Consider the following 15,951-nt stretch of genomic DNA (forward strand, 5'->3'; position numbering starts at 1 on the left):
GCGATGTATGACGAGGCATTTTTATGCCTGTAACTCTTGAGTAAGCAAATGAGCACATTACTGACTGCACTTTCTCTCCGTGTTGATACTGCCTTTGACACGCTGTTCAACGACCTCACCTTTAGCCTGAAAAAAGGCGACCGCATTGGTCTGCTGGGCGATAACGGCTGCGGCAAAAGTACCCTGCTGAAGATCCTCGACGGCACAGACGCACCCCTTTCCGGGACGGTGGCGCTGGCCGGGCACTGCCTGATGGCACGGGTCGAGCAGCATCTGCCTGAATCTGTTTATCCGCTGACCATGATTGATGCAGTGCTGGCGCAGCTGCCGGTGGCCGAACGTGAAAGCCTGCGCTGGCGGGCGGAAACCCTGCTGGCAGGTATGGGCTTTACACCGCAGGACACCGCCCTGCAATCGGCCACCCTCAGCGGCGGACAGCACACCCGACTGCTGCTGGCGCGGGCGCTGATTAATGAGCCGGATCTGTTGCTGCTGGATGAACCCAGCAACCACCTCGACCTGCCGACGCTGTTGTGGCTGGAGCAGTTCCTGCAAAACTGGTCCGGCAGCTTTGTGCTGGTGTCGCACGACAGACAGCTATTAGATGCCGTCACCAACGGCAGCTGGATCCTGCGCGACAAAACGCTGCACTACTTCGCCCTTCCCTGCACCCGCGCACGTCAGGCGCTGGTGGAGAAAGACGAAAGCGATGCCCTGCGCCATAAAGCCGAGCAAAAGGAGATCGACCGGGTCACCGCCAGCGCAAAACGGCTGGCGACCTGGGGCAAGGTCTACGATAACGAGGATCTGGCCCGCAAGGCCAAACAGATGGAACGTCAGGTCGAGCGCCTGAAGGAGAGCCAGACGACGCTGACAACCGGCAGCCCATGGACTCTAACCCTACGCGGCGATGCGCTGCGTGCCGATCGGCTACTGGAGATCGACGCCCTCGGCGTTGCGCCTGCGCCTGGCCTGCCGGCGTTATTCTCAGTAGAAAACGTCCGTCTCAAAAGCGGCGATCGGGTGGCGATTGTCGGGCGCAACGGCTGCGGAAAATCCTCCCTGATGCGGCTTATCTGGCAGCAGTTTATTGCCAGCGAAATGCATGCCGGGCTGAAGATCCATCCGCGCGTAGCCACGGGGTATTACGACCAGACCCTGCATCAGCTGGCGGACGACGCCACGCTGATCGACGCTCTGGAACCGTTCGCCTCCAATCCTCAGGATCGCAAGATGGCGCTGATCTCCGCCGGATTCGCCTGGGCGCGGCACGGGCAAAAGGTCAGTACGCTTAGCGGCGGGGAGCGTTCGCGGCTGCTGTTTATTGGCTTGACCCTGGCCCGCTTCAGCCTGCTGATGCTCGATGAGCCGACCAACCATCTGGATATGGAAGGTAAAGAGGCCCTGGCAGAAACGCTGCAACAGTTCGAGGGTGGTGTGCTGCTGGTCAGCCATGACCGGCAGTTAATCAGCCAGAGCTGTAACCGCTTCTGGCTGATTGAAAATGGTCAACTCAGCGAATGGCATGATGCCGACGCGGTGTTTGCCCGACTGCGTGACGGCAACGGGGTCAGTGCCGTGCCGGTTCGGACCGCACAGCAAGATGAACCAGAGGCACATGACGATCTGCTGGAACGGTTGATTATGCTTGAGACGTTGCTGGAAGAAGATCGGCTGCGTAAGCCTAAACATCAGAAGCCGCAGCTTCAGGCACAGTGGCAGGAGGAGATTGACGCGCTGACGGCGCAGCTGTAGGAAATCGCCCGGCGGGTAGCCGCCGCCGGGCCATTTTTTTACTTCGGCTGATTCGTTTTCCAGGCATCCCATGCCTGTTTAATTTCCTGCTTCGCGGTGGCGGCATCGTTAAAGCCGTTCAGCTCCACCGACTTGCGCCCTTCCGGCAGCTGTTTGTAGACGCGGAAGAACGACTCAAGACGCTGCTGCTCAATCTTCGGCAGATCGCTCAACTCTTTGATATCGTCATAGGTTGGGTCAATTTTGCTGGCCGGTACGGCGACAATTTTGTCGTCTTTCTCGCCGCCGTCGATCATCTTCAGCACGCCAATGGCGCGCAGTTTAATCAGGGTACCCGGGGCCATCGGCGCGCGGGTATAGAAGATCACGTCCAGCGGATCGCCATCGCCCGCCAGGGATTGGGTCAGCGAGCCGTAGTTTGCCGGGTAGGCCACCGGCATCGACTGGAAGCGGTCGGCCACGATAAAGCCCGTTTTGGCATCCGTTTCATACTTAATAATCCCGCCGGCCGGAATTTCGGTGACGGCGTAAAACTCTTCCGGATTATTATCAGGCTGTGGGAATTCGAGAATATTTTGTGCCTGCACAGAAGCTGACAGGAGGACGCTCACTGCGAGAAGTTTTTTTACCAGATGCATTGTCTTGTTAACTCTTCGGTTTTTAAGAAGACCACACCTTACGGTTTCGAAATGTCAGAAACATGACAGATTTACTGCAGAAATATTTACCATGCATTCATTATGGCTATTACAGCATCCGCTATCGCCGTTCCGATAAATCTGCGTTAAATGATGACATTATGTTTCACAGCCCTTGCCTCAATCATTAAAAAAATTAATCCTTAAGGAGTATGTCGCGCTGTTGGACGCCATACCTGCCCCGCAGATCCTCATTATGAAAATGGAGAAACATATGAAAGCTGCTGTCGTGACTAAAGACCATCAGGTAGAAGTGACCGAGAAAACCCTGCGCCCGCTGAAGCACGGCGAAGCGCTGCTGAAGATGGAGTGCTGTGGCGTCTGCCACACCGATCTTCACGTTAAAAACGGCGATTTTGGCGATAAAACCGGGGTGATCCTCGGCCATGAAGGCATTGGCGTGGTTAAGGAAGTCGGTCCGGGCGTCACCTCGCTGAAACCGGGCGATCGCGCAAGCGTGGCGTGGTTCTTCGAAGGCTGCGGCCACTGCGAATACTGTAACTCCGGCAATGAAACCCTGTGCCGTACCGTAAAAAACGCCGGGTACTCCGTGGACGGCGGAATGGCAGAAGAGTGCATCGTTACCGCCGATTATGCGGTAAAAGTGCCGGACGGGCTGGAGTCCGCCGCCGCCAGCAGCATTACCTGCGCCGGGGTGACCACCTATAAAGCGGTGAAAGTGTCAGAGATCAAACCCGGCCAGTGGATTGCAATTTATGGCCTGGGCGGGCTGGGTAACCTGGCATTGCAATATGCCAAAAACGTTTTCAACGCCAAAGTGATCGCTGTTGACGTTAACGATGAGCAGCTGAAGCTGGCGACCAGCATGGGCGCCGATCTGGTCGTCAACTCCCGCAGCGACGATGCCGCTAAATTCATTCAGGAAAAAACCGGCGGCGCCCACGCTGCGGTAGTGACGGCAGTGGCGAAAGTGGCCTTTAACTCGGCAGTGGATGCGGTTCGTGCCGGTGGCCGGGTGGTGGCGGTCGGTCTGCCGCCTGAGGCGATGAGTCTCGATATTCCGCGTCTGGTGCTGGATGGCATTCAGGTCGTGGGCTCGCTGGTCGGCACCCGCCAGGATCTGGCCGAAGCCTTCCAGTTTGCCGCCGAAGGCAAGGTTGTGCCGAAAGTGGCGCTGCGTCCGCTGGGCGATATCAACGCCATCTTCAAAGAGATGGAGCAAGGCCAGATCCGCGGCCGTATGGTGATTGATTTCCGTTCGTAATCTTGTTCCCTCTCTCTTGAGGGAGAGGGTCAGGATGAGGGGGAACGGGCCGCACTCCCCTGTAACACTGCATGCCCGGCGGCGCTACGCTTGCCGGGCCTACGAATTCCGCCGATCCGCAATCCACTCCTGCACCTCAATCTGAAAAGTATCCGGTGCCTTACGGTACATTTTGCGCGCCAGGTCGAGAATGGTATGCCGCGCCAGCTCCTCTTCCATCCGCTGCTGGGCGCTGTCCATCACCGAGCGCACGCCGCACGGTCCGTCGCAGACCCAGGCCGGAGGCGTTTCGTCGAACACCGCCAGCCGCTGACGCACTTCACGACACTCAAACGTATTTTTCTCGCCATCAATGGCGTGGGCCACATCCAGCACGGTGATCAGTTCCGCAGGCCGCGCCAGCCGAAAACCGCCGCCCTTTCCTTCAGTGCTGCTCACCAGCCCGGCGCGCGACAGACGCGTGAAAATCTTGCCCAGATAGTCGTAAGGCACGCCCTGTAGCGCTGCCATCTCCCTGACGCTCATCTCGCAGTCGTTCCCTTTCGCATCCACCATGGTCATCAGGCTATGAATGCCGTACTCCACGCCGGAACTGTAAAAAGCCATGCTTAACTCCGAAGTTATTATTCCGGGTCATTATAGCCGCGTTTCGTAAAAGAAAGACAGTCACAATCCTCTCTTCATCTAACCCTCTGTTTTTACGGTGCACGGCTATTTAACTCAGAAAGATGTTGTCGCAGTTAACTCCGACAAGTATAGTTGTAGTCACGTCGGCCACGGGGTCTGATAAGAAAAAGGATCGAAGATGAAGAAGCAAATTTTAATTGTGGGCAGCGGTTTTGCGGGAATGTGGGCTGCGGTAAGCGCCGCGCGCCTGGCCGATGTTACGGGCCGTGACGACCTGCAGATCAGCGTCCTGGCGCCCCGTCCGGAGCTGCGGATCCGTCCGCGCTTTTATGAAGAGCAGGTCGCGGGCTTTGCTGCCCCGTTAAGCGAACTTTTTGCTGAGTTGAACATTCACTTTATTGCTGGATCCGCTGAACGTATTGATACGAAGCAGAAAAGTGTCTGGTATCGCGACAGCCAGGGCAACGTGACGCTGGCCGCTTACGACCGTCTGATCGTGGCGACCGGCAGCCAGACCCGACGCCCTGCCATTGCCGGTCTGGCCGAATTTGCGTTTGATATCGACCAGCTGGAATCCGCACAGATTTTTGAAAATCACCTCGATTCACTGGCCCTACGCCCTTCTACGCCGGAACGCAACACCCTGGTAGTGTGCGGAGGCGGTTTTACCGGCATTGAACTGGCGACCGAACTCCCTGCCCGTCTGCGGGCCCGTTTCGGCGAAAATACGCAGACTAAAATTATCGTAGTTGAGCGCGGCGCAGTAATTGGCGGGCGTTACAGTGAAGAGCTGCGCAATACAATTGAAGAAGCGAGCAATGAACTGGGCGTGGAGTGGCGGCTAAACAGTGAGATCAAAGCTATTGATGATACAGGCGTAACGCTGAAAAACGGCGAGCGCATCGCTGCCGCCACCGTCGTCTGGACGGCAGGCGTGGAAGCGCATCCCCTCAGCCAGCAGATTGCGGGCGAACGCGACGGCCAGGGACGCTTAATCGTCAACGAGAGCCTGCAGGTACCTGCCCATCCAGAGGTCTATGCCACCGGAGATATGGCCCATGCCCGTACCGACGATCTCGGCAACACGGCGCTAATGACCTGCCAACACGCCATCCAGTTGGGCAAGTTTGCCGGGCACAACGCCGCCGCCAGCCTGCTGGACGTGGCCCCCTATCCCTATCGTCAGGTGAACTATGTCACCTGTCTCGATCTGGGCGGCTGGGGCGCGGTCTACAGCGAGGGGTGGGACCAGAAAGTGAAATGCGTGCGCGACGAGGCGAAGAAAATCAAAATCGCCATCACCAACGAACTGATCTACCCGCCCGCAGCAGACCGCGCCATGGCCTTTGCCGCCGCCGATCCGCTGGCGAAATTTGTCTAGAGACGACTCACCGCGCCCCCGCCGGCGCGGTTTTTTATTGCCATTTTCCGCAAATCCTTAGCTCAATTCCTTGGTTCCTTTCTTTTCTGCCCCGCCCGAAGATGCATTCGACGCTAACAAGAAAAAACATAAGGAATTCACCATGCAAACCCCATTTTGCCTGCCGCTGTTGACGGCGCTCATTCTTGCGACGACGGCGGCGTATGCTGCCGATACCCCGGTTAAAGGCGGCACGCTGGTCTATCTGGAGCAACAGGCTCACACCAATCTCTATCCCCCGGCGGGCGGGTTTTACCCCAACGGCGGGATCCTGAACCAGATCACCGACAAACTCACCTGGCAGAACCCTAAGACCCTGGAAGTGGAGCCGTGGATCGCCGAGAGCTGGAGCACCAATGCCGATAAAACCGAATACACCTTTAAGCTCCGCCCCGGCGTGACCTTCTCCGACGGCACACCGCTGGACGCGAACGCAGTGGCGAAGAACTTTGATACCTACGGCAAAGGCAACAAGGCCCAGCGCCTGCCGGTATCGGAAGTGATCAACAACTACGACCGCAGCGAAGTGATCGATCCGCAGACCGTGAAGTTCTACTTCAAAAAGCCGTCCCCGGGCTTCCTGCAGGGCACCGCTACTATCGGCTCGGGTCTGGTCTCCCTGAGCACGTTACAACGTAACTTTGAAGAGTTGGGTGATGCCCGACATATCATCGGTTCCGGTCCGTTCGTGGTGAAAGACGAAAAACTGGGCCGGGAGGTGAACCTTCAGGCGCGGAAAGACTACGCCTGGGGCCCGAAAAACCTCGCCCAACAGGGCCCGGCGAACCTGGACGGCATCACCTATCTGGTGACCCCGGAGGACAGTGTTCGCGTCGGCGCACTGCTGGCCGGACAGGCCGACTTTATCCGCCAGGTGCAGGCCTATGACGAAAAACAGGCCACCGATCAGGGATACCACATCTACGCCGCCCCCACCCGCGGGGTAAACGACAGCATCAGCTTCCGCCCGGATAATCCGCTGGTAGCCGACATCCGGGTGCGCCAGGCGCTGCTGCACGCCACCAACGCGAAGCAGGTGGTTGAGACCCTGTTCTCGCCTAACTATCCGCAGGCCAAATCGGTCATAGCCGACTCCGCCGCGGGCTATGTCGATCTCAGCGACAAGCTGACCTTCGACCCGGCCAAAGCCAGCAGCCTGCTGGATGAGGCGGGCTGGAAAGCGGGCAGCGACGGCATCCGCGCCAAAGACGGCCAGCGTCTGGCCCTGACTATCTATGAATCCCTGCCGCAGCCGCAGAATAAAGAGGTATTGCAGCTGGTGGCCCAGCAGTGGCGTCAGGTGGGCGTCGCCCTCAACGTGAAGGCCGGTGATGCCGGAAGCCACGTTCTCGACAACCTCGACCCGCTGAAGACCCCACTCACCGTCTCGGAAGTGGGCCGCGCCGACCCGGACGTGGTGAAGAGCATGTTCTACCCGAATAACCGCGACGCCCTACTGCAAAAAGGCGGCTCCAGCGACAAGGTGAACAGCTTCCGCGACGACAAGCTCAACGAGCTGCTGGTGAATATCTCCGCCGAAGTGGACCCGCAGAAACGCCTCCAGCTTACCGGCGATGCCCAGCGCTATCTGCTGGATAACGCCTACGTGATCCCAATCTTCGAAGAGCCGCAGGTGTTTGCCGGTGCGCCCTGGTTGAAAGGAGTGAGTTTTGAAGCGGTCGGTCGCCCGTCGTTCTACGGCGCCTGGATCGAGAAACATTAAGGAGTCGACGATGAGTCACTATCTGCTGCGACGGGCCGGGCTGGGGCTGCTGGTGTTATGGGCGGCGTTCACCCTGTCGTTTGTGCTGCTTCAGGTACTGCCGGGGGATGCGGTGCTGATCAAGTTCCAGAACCCGGATCTCGGTCTGAGCCCGGCGCAAATCGAAGAGATGCGCATCGCCTACGGGGCCGACACCCCGCTGTGGCAACAGTATCAGCACACCCTCGGGGCGATGCTGCGCGGCGATTTTGGCTTCTCGGTGCAGGCGGGCGTGGCGGTGAGCGAGCTGATTGCCACTAATCTGCCGGACACCTTAAGCCTGGCGTTGCCCGCCTTTGCGCTGGCGGTGGTGCTGGCCTTCTCCCTGGCGCTGGCCTCGCGCCTGCCGGGGCTGCGCTGGTTAAGCAACGCCATTCAGTCCCTGCCGGTGTTGTTTATCTCCCTGCCGACCTTCTGGCTGGGGATTGCCCTGATTCAGCTGTTCTCGTTCCAGCTGCGGCTGATCCCGGTGATTAACCCGACCCCGCTGCAGGGGCTGATCCTGCCGATTGTCACCGTCGCCATTCCCATCTCCGCCCCGCTGGCGCAGATCCTGATGCGCAGTCTGGATCAGGTGGCCGCCCAGCCGTTCGTTGCCGTGGCGCGGGCCAAAGGGCTGAGTGAAACCGCGGTCCTCTGGCGGCACGTCACGGGCAATGCCCTGCTGCCGGTGCTGAACATCGCCGGGCTGCTGCTGGGCGAACTGATTGCCGGGGCGCTGATCACCGAAACCGTGTTCGGCCGCAGCGGGCTGGGGCTGCTGACCCAGCAGGCGGTGAACAACCAGGATATCGCCGTGCTACATGCGGTGGTGATGATTTCCGCCCTCGGCTTTGTGCTGATTAACCTGCTGGTGGATCTGCTGATGCCGCTGTTCGATCCCCGCCTGCAAACCGTTACCGGAGGTGCTGCATGAGCCTTGTTGATTATGCTGCTGCGGCGCGCAAGCGCATCCCGGCCTGGCGCGGATGGCGCTGGCAGCCTGGACTGTGGCTGGCGTACGCCATTATTGCCGCTGCCGCCCTGGCGGCCATCGCGCCGGGGCTGTTTACCCACTACAGCCCGATTGAAGGCATTGCCGGGGCGCAGCGGCTGGCACCCCAGGCTGACTACTGGCTCGGTACCGACCAGCTGGGTCGCGATGTTTATACCCGCATCATCTATGGCGCCTCGCACTCCCTGAGCGCCGCGCTGGTGGCGGTGGCGATGGGGCTGTTTATTGGCACCGCCATCGGCGTGATTGCCGGGGCCTTTGCCGGACGGGTGGAGTCAGTGCTGATGCGGCTGGTGGACGTTCTGCTCGCCATCCCCTCGCTGCTGCTGTCGCTGACGGTAATCATTCTTCTGGGCTTTGGCACGGTGAATGCCGCCATTGCCGTTGGGGTGGCGTCGATCGCAAGCTTTGCCCGCCTGGCGCGCGGTGAAGTGGTGCGCATTCGCCATAGCGATTATGTCGAAGCGGCGTTTGGCAGCGGCGGCACCTTCTGGACGGTGCTGTGGCGCCACATTCTGCCCAATTCGCTAACCGCGGTGCTGGCCTTTGCCACGTTGCAGTTTGGTCAGGCGATCCTGGCCCTCTCGACCCTTAGCTTCCTGGGCTACGGCACCCCGCCGCCGATCCCGGAATGGGGCTTGCTGATTGCCGAAGGACGTAACTATCTCTCAACCGCCTGGTGGTTAACCACCTTCCCCGGCCTGGTGGTCATTGCCGTGGTGCTGGCGACCAACCGTATCAGCCGTCAGTTAAGCGGAGGCCGTTCATGACCGTATTATCTGTTGAAAACCTGACCCTCAGCTACCGCACGGGGCGGGAGTGGCGCGAGGTGGTACATAATGTCAGCTTTACCCTCGGGCGCGGCGAGTTGCTGGCCTTTGTCGGCGAGTCCGGCTCCGGGAAAACCACCACTGCCCAGGCGATCATTGGCCTGCTGGCGGACAACGCCCGCCGCGACGCTGGCAGCATCCGTCTGAACGGGGAAGATCTCAGCCAGTGGTCGGCGAAGCGGCTCGACAGCCTGCGCGGCGCGCGCATCAGCCTGGTGCCGCAGGATCCGGGTAACTCCCTCAATCCGGTAAAAACTGTTGGCGCACAGGTGGGTGAAATCCTGCGTCTGCATCAGAAGATCGGTAAGGCCGAGTGCGATAATCAGGTGCTGGCCCTGCTGACTAAAGTGGGCCTCAGCCACCCGGAGCAGCGGATGAAGCAGTTTCCGCATCAGCTTTCCGGCGGCATGAAGCAGCGGGTATTGATTGCTATCGCTATCGCCCTGCGCCCGGACGTCATCATCGCCGATGAGCCCACCAGCGCGCTGGACGTGACGGTGCAGAAACGCATTCTCGATCTGCTGGACGTGCTGCGCCGCGAATCCGGCACCGCGGTGCTGTTCGTCACCCACGACCTGGCCCTGGCGGCCCAGCGGGCCGACCGGCTGCTGGTGTTCCGTAACGGCGAGGTGCAGGAGCATGGTGCCACCGCCGACGTGGTACGGGCCCCGCAGCACGCCTACACCCGCCAGCTGCTGAGCGATCTGAACGGACAGCGGTTAACTATCGCCCCGGTATCGGGTCGTCCGCTGGCCTCTCCGGCTATTCGCGCCGAGGGGATCAGCAAACGCTTTGCGCTGGGCAAAGGCCATCAGTTGCAGGCTCTGGATGGGGTTAGCTTTGCCGTTCTGCGCGGCAGCACCCACGCGCTGGTTGGCGAGTCGGGCTCGGGTAAAACCACCCTAGCCCGTATTCTGCTGGGCTTTGAGCAGGCCGACAGCGGCCAGGTGATTATCGATGATATCGACGCCACCACCCTGAGCCATGAAGCGCGTCGCCAGCTGCGGCAGAAGATCCAGTTCGTTTACCAGAACCCCTTTGCCTCGCTGGATCCGCGCCAGACGCTGTTTGAGATCATCGAAGAGCCGCTGAAGAATTTCGCTCCGGTCAGCAAGGCCGAACGCGCCGCCCGGGTGGAGAGCGTCACCCGGCGGGTGGCGTTGCCGCCGGAGCTGTTAACCCGCACCGCGCGGGAACTCTCGGGCGGACAGCGGCAGCGCGTGGCCATTGCCCGGGCCCTGATCCTCGAGCCGACCATTCTGGTGCTGGACGAGGCCACTTCGGCGCTGGACGTCACCGTGCAGGCGCAGATCCTCGCCCTGCTCCAGCAGCTGCAACAGCAGCTGGGCCTGACCTATCTGTTTATCACTCACGATCTGGCGACGGTGCGGCGCATTGCCCACAGCGTTACCGTGCTGCGCAGCGGTCAGGTCGTTGAGCATGGCGCAGTCGAGTCGCTGTTCGCCTCGCCGCAAAACGACTACACCCGCGAGCTGATCGACGCCATTCCCCACTTTTCACAGAAGGAGTACGCATGACGCGTAAACGCCTGGGTTTCTTCACCCGCCTGCTGGACGATGCGCCAGCCCTGGAACGCTATCGCCTGGCAACAGAGCAGATCCGCCATGCCGAACGCTACGGTTTTGACACGGCATGGATCGCGCAGCACCACTTCCACGAGCATGAGGGCGGCCTGCCGTCGCCGCTGGTGTTCCTCGCCCATGTGGCGGCGTTCACCACCCGCATTCGCCTCGGCACGGCCATTATCACCCTGCCGCTGGAGAACCCGCTGCGGGTAGCGGAGGACACGGCGGTGCTGGACCTCTTATCCGACGGACGGCTGGAGGTGGGGTTTGGTTCCGGCGGCACGCCGACCTCGTTTTTGCCGTTCGGGCTGACCATTAACGAACGGGCGGCGACCTTCGCCGATCACCTGCACCTGATCCACAGCGCCTGGCGCGGGGATTCGCTGACCCATCCCGATAACCATCTCTATCCGCCCGCCCCAGGACTGACGGAGCGGGTGTGGATCGCGACTTTTTCAGTCGAGGGGGCGGTGCGTGCCGCGCAGCAGGGCCACGGGCTGATGCTCTCCCGCACCCAGCCGCGCCCGGCGGACAATCTTCTGTTGCCGCTGGATGCGATCCAGAACCCGATTATCGACGCCTATCTTGACGCCCTGCCGTCCGGCGTGGCCCCGCGCATTCTGGCTTCGCGTACCGCATTTGTCGCCGACAGCGATGCATATGCGCTGAAGGTGGCCGAACCGGGTCTGACCCGTCAGGCGCAGCAGCATCAGGCTGCCGGGCACGCCCTGATCGGTGACACCGTCACGGATCACGTTCGCCAGTTCGATGCCCATATCGGCGCGCCGCAGACGGTCCTCGCCTCGCTGGCGCAGGATTCGGTCCTGGCGCGCGCTACCGACATTTCATTCCAGGTGCATTCGGTTGAGCCGTCGCATCAGGACACTTTACGTTCAATTGAGTTAATCGCAGAGCAGATCGCCCCTCATCTTTTATAAGGAGTCACCATGGCTTTAAGTCAGGATATTCTCGCTGGGCTGGCGGAGATTGCCCCGGGTTCCCCGCTGGAACAGGCACGACTCACCCGCGAGGCGGCAACGCGTCACGCTCAGGGGAGTTACGAAACGTTATTCAGTCAGCAGGATGCCGACTTTGTGCTGGACGAACGCTTTGCCGTGGCGGCAAAAGTGGCGAAATGGCACAACGTCGACGCACTGGCGGCCCACTATGCCGGGTTTGGTCTGGCCGACCCGACCTCAGTGCGCCTGACCCCCGCCCTGGCCTTTGCCCGGTTGCTGACCTTCTCGCCGGTCCAGGCCACCCCGGGGGCGATCAATGCGCTCACCCTGGCGGGCTGGAGCAAAGAAGGTATTGTGACCCTGGCGCAGCTGATTGCCTTTGTCAGTTTCCAGAGTCGCCTGCTCGTTGGGCTGCGTCTTCTTAATGACAAAACGGTGGCGGCAAGCGATGTCCCCGTTGTGGCGGGCCACTGGCACACCGTGCCTTTGACCAAAAATGGTAAAGCCGCGCCGGTCGAATTTACCCAGCTGGAGCTGGGCTGGGAGCCGTGGCTGACACCCAAACCGCTGGCGGAATTTACCGCCGATGAACAGGCGATCCTCGCCAAATTCGGCCATACCGACTCGGACTATTTCCGCCTGCTGGGGCGCAATCTGCCGGTGCTGGAGCAGCGAACGCTCACCGATAAAGGGATTTTCTATACCCCTGGTGGACTGTCTCGTGCGGAGCGAGAGTTGGCCGCCGCGGTGACCAGCAAAGTGAATGGGTGCATTTACTGCGCCTCTGTCCATGCGCGTAAGGCCAGCCAGCTGTCGAAAGATGATGATGCCGTGGAAAGGCTGCTGGCGGTAGAGCCGGGACAGTCCCTGAGCAGCGGGCAGTCGCCACGCTGGCAGGCGGGGATTGATTTTGCCGCCGCGCTGTCGGTGACGCCGCCGGCGGTAACGCCGGGGCATCTGGCCGAGCTGGAACGTCAGGGGCTGGATACCCTGGCCCAGCTGGATCTGGTGCAGTCAGCGGCGTTCTTCGCCTGGGCTAACCGGCTGATGTTGACTCTGGGTGAACCGTCTTTGCCGTGAGCGCTTTATGCCGGGTGGCGCTGCGCTTACCCGGCCTACAAAACCGCGGATTTATGGAACCGTAGGCCCGTGCAAGCGCAGCGCCGCCGGGCAACCAGCACGCTCGTTGCTCAGGCTAACGCCTGTGCGTCAGCCTGCCCCCGACGGGATTTCAGATACCCGTATATCAACAGCGAGGACATCGCGCAGAACGACAGCACCGCCGCAGGCAGAGTCACGTAGCTCCAGCTAAAGCCCAGGGTGATCATCATCCCGCCAAAGTACGCGCCAATGGCGCTGCCGAGGTTAAACGCCACCTGGCCCCCCGCCGCTCCAAGCATCTCCCCGCCCTGCGCATTTTGCAGGAGCAGGATCTGCAGCGGAGCCGACAGCGCAAACAGACCGGCGCAACAGATAAAGCCCATCACCAGCGAGGCCGCAGGCAGCCCGCCAAAGGCAAACAACAGCAGCAGCGACAGGACAATCACCAGATCGGTTATCGCCGCAATCCGCAACGGGCTGTAGCGCCCGGAGAGCTTGCCGCTGAACAGGTTCCCCAGCACCATGCCGAGCCCCATCAGCATCATGATCGCGGTCATCACCCCTTCGGAAAAGCCCGACACATTGATCATGAACGGCTTCACAAAGCTGAACCAGGCGAAGACGCCGGCGTTGCCAAACATGGTGGCGGCGAAGATAAACCACGGTTCCGGCTTTTTCAGAAAGTGAAACTGCTCACTCAGGCGAAGCTGCGTTTTATCAAAGGTCTGCGGTACCCAGAGGACAACTGACAGCATTACCAACAGGTTAAACGCGGCGATCAGGAAGAAGGTGTAGCGCCAGCTAAACTGATGCCCCAGCCAGGTGCCGAGCGGCACGCCCGCAAGGTTAGCCACCGTCATCCCGGCGATCATCCCCGCTACCGCTACCGTCACTTTGCCCGGCGGCGCTATGCGCGAGAGGATGATGGTGCCGACACCGAAGAACGCGCCGTGCGGAAAACCGGAGACCAGCCGCCCGATAGCAAGCATGGTGTAAGAGGTGGAGAAGGTAAAAATCGCATTGCCAACGAGGCACAGCGTCACCAGGAACAGCAGGATCGACTTTAAGGAGAACTTACTGGAAAAGAGCGCGACGATCGGCGCCCCTATCACCACCCCGAAGGCGTAAAACGAAATCATATTTCCGGCGGAGGGAATCGTAATGCCTACATCACGCGCCAGCTCGGTTAACACACCCATAATGCCGAATTCGGCCATGCCCAGGCCAAAGGTACCAAGTGCTAACGAAAACACCGTCTTTTTCATACCACAACCACTTGTTAAAAAATTGCAACAGCCATTATCGACCAATCTTGTATGGTGAGCCAGTTCAAATCGCGCCGCTGGCCGATTCCTCCATCAATTCGGCCAGGCGGTGAATATTTTCCGCCAGGGTGCTCAGCCCTGATTACACTTCAAAGTGTTATGTCTCACCGTACCGTCAGACCTCCCGTAAAGGAACGCATCATGGCCGATAAAGAAAAGAAGAAAAGCAAACCCGTTGCGAAGAGTGCCCCTCCCGTCCCGCTTAAGCGTAAGGAGTACGAACAAGAGCTGCATCGCCTGCATGTAGAGCTGGTTAAGTTGCAGCGCTGGGTGGTGAGCAAGGGCCTGAAAGTGTGCGTCGTCTTTGAAGGACGCGACGGCGCAGGTAAAGGGGGCACTATCAAGGCCCTGACCGAACGGGTCAGTCCGCGCGTATTCCGGGTGGTCGCGCTGCCGGCCCCCACCGAGAAAGAGAAAAGTCAGCTCTACTTCCAGCGCTATGTGCCGCATCTGCCGTCGGCAGGTGAAATCGTGATTTTCGACCGCAGCTGGTACAACCGTGCGGGCGTGGAGCGCGTGATGGGCTTCTGTACCGAGGAACAGGTCGAGAAGTTTCTCGACGGTGCGCCTATCATCGAAAAGGCGATGGTCGATGCGGGCATTATTCTGATCAAATACTGGCTGGAAGTGACGCCCAAAGAGCAGGAGCGCCGTCTGCGCGACCGCATCAACGACGGGCGCAAAACCTGGAAGCTGTCGCCAATGGACGTTAAATCCTTTAACCGCTGGGATGAGTACACCGAGGCGCGCGATGCGATGTTTGCGGCCACCGATACCGCCTGGGCCCCGTGGTTTGTCGCCCGCTCCGAGGATAAAAAGCGCGTGCGGCTGAATATTATCTCTCACCTGCTGACGCAGATTCCTTATAAAGACCTGCCGGAAGATGAGGTTAAATTACCGAAACGTAAAATCGGCAAAGTTAAACCGACCGCTTATCCGTTCCGTTATATTGACGAGAAGTTCTGATGATTACCGCCCTCCTGGTTAATTATCGGGAGGGTGATTCACAATAACCCTGTCTGTTTTCAGCCTGTTACTTTGGTCTGGAAGCGTGCTCGCAATTCCTGAATTACCAGGCGGAACGGTATTGTTTTTTATTGTTGGCGATTGATAATGACTGCACCAGAACAGGAGAACGAATAATGAAAATGGCCATCAAAGAAAAGAGCGCAGGTAAGGATCATTTAACTGGCGTCCCACCACGCCCCGTATTAACAGCAGAGGAGCGCATCGAGCAACAGAAGCGTGATAAGGAATTCATGCGCATAATGAATGAAATTGTAGCAGAACATGGAATGTTAACAGATGATGAATTTTTCAGGGTGCTCTGATGACCAAACAATTTAATGTTTATCGGAATACATCGACTAATACGAGGAACTTGTTGCCATATTACGTCGTTGTGCAAAACGACCATTATGACGATCTTAGTACGCGCATTATTATGCCATTAATGAGACACCATAAAATACCTCGATGGTACAGTCACATCGCCCCACAAGTGAATATTGAGTTTGATACTTTAAATATTTATGCTCCGATGATAAGTCATATTGATAAATCCCAGATCAAACACAAGGATTTTATTTGTCATCTCAATACAGCCAGGAGAGATATCGTCGCCACCATCGACGCATTGTTCACCAACACCTGACCTCCCAAAATACCC

At 59.2% G+C, this 15,951-nt stretch carries 15 protein-coding genes; 12 read left to right on the forward strand and 3 right to left on the reverse strand.

The genetic code is table 11. From position 1 onward, the window contains the following. Window positions 1-48 precede the first annotated feature (48 nt). A complete protein-coding gene (locus tag ES815_RS20565; protein ID WP_142489473.1) occupies window positions 49-1,755 on the forward strand; it encodes an ABC-F family ATP-binding cassette domain-containing protein in 1,707 nt (568 codons plus the stop codon). Window positions 1,756-1,793: 38 nt separating this feature from the next. Here the strand turns inward: ES815_RS20565 and ES815_RS20570 are convergent, their stop codons facing one another. Continuing rightward, window positions 1,794-2,393, reverse strand: a complete 600-nt coding sequence (locus ES815_RS20570) for an inorganic diphosphatase (protein ID WP_059307925.1) — start codon at window positions 2,391-2,393, stop codon at window positions 1,794-1,796. 274 nt (window positions 2,394-2,667) lie between these two features. On the opposite strand from ES815_RS20570, the gene adhP reads away from it, so the two are divergent. Further along, window positions 2,668-3,678, forward strand: a complete 1,011-nt coding sequence (gene adhP / locus ES815_RS20575) for an alcohol dehydrogenase AdhP (RefSeq protein WP_142489474.1) — start codon at window positions 2,668-2,670, stop codon at window positions 3,676-3,678. A gap of 99 nt (window positions 3,679-3,777) precedes the next feature. On the opposite strand, the gene ES815_RS20580 is transcribed toward adhP, so the two are convergent. Further along, the gene (locus ES815_RS20580) at window positions 3,778-4,284 is read right to left on the reverse strand and encodes an RrF2 family transcriptional regulator (protein WP_142489475.1); all 507 of its coding nucleotides are present in this window, start codon (window positions 4,282-4,284) and stop codon (window positions 3,778-3,780) included. A gap of 199 nt (window positions 4,285-4,483) precedes the next feature. Here ES815_RS20580 and ES815_RS20585 point away from each other — a divergent pair, with 199 nt between their 5' ends. From ES815_RS20585 to ES815_RS20615, 7 genes are all read left to right on the forward strand, one after another. After that, complete coding sequence (locus ES815_RS20585) at window positions 4,484-5,686, forward strand: NAD(P)/FAD-dependent oxidoreductase (protein ID WP_142489476.1); 1,203 nt, start codon at window positions 4,484-4,486, stop codon at window positions 5,684-5,686. Between the two features lie 142 nt (window positions 5,687-5,828). Further along, entirely contained in the window at window positions 5,829-7,448 is a 1,620-nt protein-coding gene (locus tag ES815_RS20590; protein WP_142489477.1) for a TIGR04028 family ABC transporter substrate-binding protein, read from the forward strand. Window positions 7,449-7,458: 10 nt separating this feature from the next. After that, the gene (locus tag ES815_RS20595) at window positions 7,459-8,403 is read left to right on the forward strand and encodes an ABC transporter permease (RefSeq protein WP_142489478.1); all 945 of its coding nucleotides are present in this window, start codon (window positions 7,459-7,461) and stop codon (window positions 8,401-8,403) included. Further along, entirely contained in the window at window positions 8,400-9,251 is an 852-nt protein-coding gene (locus ES815_RS20600) for an ABC transporter permease (protein WP_142489479.1), read from the forward strand. The genes ES815_RS20595 and ES815_RS20600 overlap by 4 nt, the downstream gene beginning before the upstream one ends. Beyond that, complete coding sequence (locus tag ES815_RS20605; protein WP_142489480.1) at window positions 9,248-10,849, forward strand: dipeptide ABC transporter ATP-binding protein; 1,602 nt, start codon at window positions 9,248-9,250, stop codon at window positions 10,847-10,849. The genes ES815_RS20600 and ES815_RS20605 overlap by 4 nt, the downstream gene beginning before the upstream one ends. Beyond that, complete coding sequence (locus ES815_RS20610; protein ID WP_142489481.1) at window positions 10,846-11,835, forward strand: putative FMN-dependent luciferase-like monooxygenase; 990 nt, start codon at window positions 10,846-10,848, stop codon at window positions 11,833-11,835. The genes ES815_RS20605 and ES815_RS20610 overlap by 4 nt, the downstream gene beginning before the upstream one ends. A gap of 9 nt (window positions 11,836-11,844) precedes the next feature. Next, window positions 11,845-12,936 carry an alkylhydroperoxidase domain protein gene (locus ES815_RS20615; RefSeq protein ID WP_142489482.1) on the forward strand — a complete coding sequence of 364 codons (1,092 nt, stop codon included), beginning with the start codon at window positions 11,845-11,847 and terminating at the stop codon, window positions 12,934-12,936. A 110-nt stretch (window positions 12,937-13,046) separates the two neighbouring features. On the opposite strand, the gene araJ is transcribed toward ES815_RS20615, so the two are convergent. Then, window positions 13,047-14,222 (reverse strand): MFS transporter AraJ, encoded by a 1,176-nt coding sequence (gene araJ / locus ES815_RS20620; RefSeq protein ID WP_142489483.1) that lies wholly within the window; start codon window positions 14,220-14,222, stop codon window positions 13,047-13,049. Between the two features lie 201 nt (window positions 14,223-14,423). On the opposite strand from araJ, the gene ppk2 reads away from it, so the two are divergent. The 3 genes from ppk2 (at window position 14,424) to ES815_RS20635 (ending at window position 15,936) form a co-directional block, all read left to right on the forward strand. Beyond that, window positions 14,424-15,248 (forward strand): polyphosphate kinase 2, encoded by an 825-nt coding sequence (ppk2, locus tag ES815_RS20625; protein ID WP_142489484.1) that lies wholly within the window; start codon window positions 14,424-14,426, stop codon window positions 15,246-15,248. Between the two features lie 176 nt (window positions 15,249-15,424). After that, window positions 15,425-15,613, forward strand: coding sequence for a hypothetical protein (locus tag ES815_RS20630; RefSeq protein WP_142489485.1), 189 nt, complete (start codon window positions 15,425-15,427; stop codon window positions 15,611-15,613). Further along, window positions 15,613-15,936 (forward strand): CcdB family protein, encoded by a 324-nt coding sequence (locus tag ES815_RS20635; RefSeq protein ID WP_142489486.1) that lies wholly within the window; start codon window positions 15,613-15,615, stop codon window positions 15,934-15,936. Before ES815_RS20630 ends, ES815_RS20635 begins: the two co-directional genes overlap by 1 nt. Window positions 15,937-15,951 lie beyond the last annotated feature (15 nt).

It is taken from the genome of Leclercia adecarboxylata (assembly GCF_006874705.1).
In the GTDB taxonomy this organism is placed as follows: domain Bacteria; phylum Pseudomonadota; class Gammaproteobacteria; order Enterobacterales; family Enterobacteriaceae; genus Enterobacter; species Enterobacter adecarboxylatus_C.

Excerpts from the sequence above, each read along its gene's own strand:
- ES815_RS20590 (WP_142489477.1), top strand. The coding sequence starts at position 5,829 with ATGCAAACCCCATTTTGCCTGCCGCTGTTGACGGCGCTCATTCTTGCG.
- ES815_RS20610 (WP_142489481.1), top strand. The coding sequence starts at position 10,846 with ATGACGCGTAAACGCCTGGGTTTCTTCACCCGCCTGCTGGACGATGCG.
- ES815_RS20630 (WP_142489485.1), top strand. The coding sequence starts at position 15,425 with ATGAAAATGGCCATCAAAGAAAAGAGCGCAGGTAAGGATCATTTAACT.
- ppk2 (WP_142489484.1), top strand. The coding sequence starts at position 14,424 with ATGGCCGATAAAGAAAAGAAGAAAAGCAAACCCGTTGCGAAGAGTGCC.
- ES815_RS20565 (WP_142489473.1), top strand. The coding sequence starts at position 49 with ATGAGCACATTACTGACTGCACTTTCTCTCCGTGTTGATACTGCCTTT.
- ES815_RS20580 (WP_142489475.1), bottom strand. The coding sequence starts at position 4,284 with ATGGCTTTTTACAGTTCCGGCGTGGAGTACGGCATTCATAGCCTGATG.
- ES815_RS20605 (WP_142489480.1), top strand. The coding sequence starts at position 9,248 with ATGACCGTATTATCTGTTGAAAACCTGACCCTCAGCTACCGCACGGGG.
- ES815_RS20595 (WP_142489478.1), top strand. The coding sequence starts at position 7,459 with ATGAGTCACTATCTGCTGCGACGGGCCGGGCTGGGGCTGCTGGTGTTA.
- ES815_RS20615 (WP_142489482.1), top strand. The coding sequence starts at position 11,845 with ATGGCTTTAAGTCAGGATATTCTCGCTGGGCTGGCGGAGATTGCCCCG.
- araJ (WP_142489483.1), bottom strand. The coding sequence starts at position 14,222 with ATGAAAAAGACGGTGTTTTCGTTAGCACTTGGTACCTTTGGCCTGGGC.
- adhP (WP_142489474.1), top strand. The coding sequence starts at position 2,668 with ATGAAAGCTGCTGTCGTGACTAAAGACCATCAGGTAGAAGTGACCGAG.
- ES815_RS20635 (WP_142489486.1), top strand. The coding sequence starts at position 15,613 with ATGACCAAACAATTTAATGTTTATCGGAATACATCGACTAATACGAGG.
- ES815_RS20585 (WP_142489476.1), top strand. The coding sequence starts at position 4,484 with ATGAAGAAGCAAATTTTAATTGTGGGCAGCGGTTTTGCGGGAATGTGG.
- ES815_RS20600 (WP_142489479.1), top strand. The coding sequence starts at position 8,400 with ATGAGCCTTGTTGATTATGCTGCTGCGGCGCGCAAGCGCATCCCGGCC.
- ES815_RS20570 (WP_059307925.1), bottom strand. The coding sequence starts at position 2,393 with ATGCATCTGGTAAAAAAACTTCTCGCAGTGAGCGTCCTCCTGTCAGCT.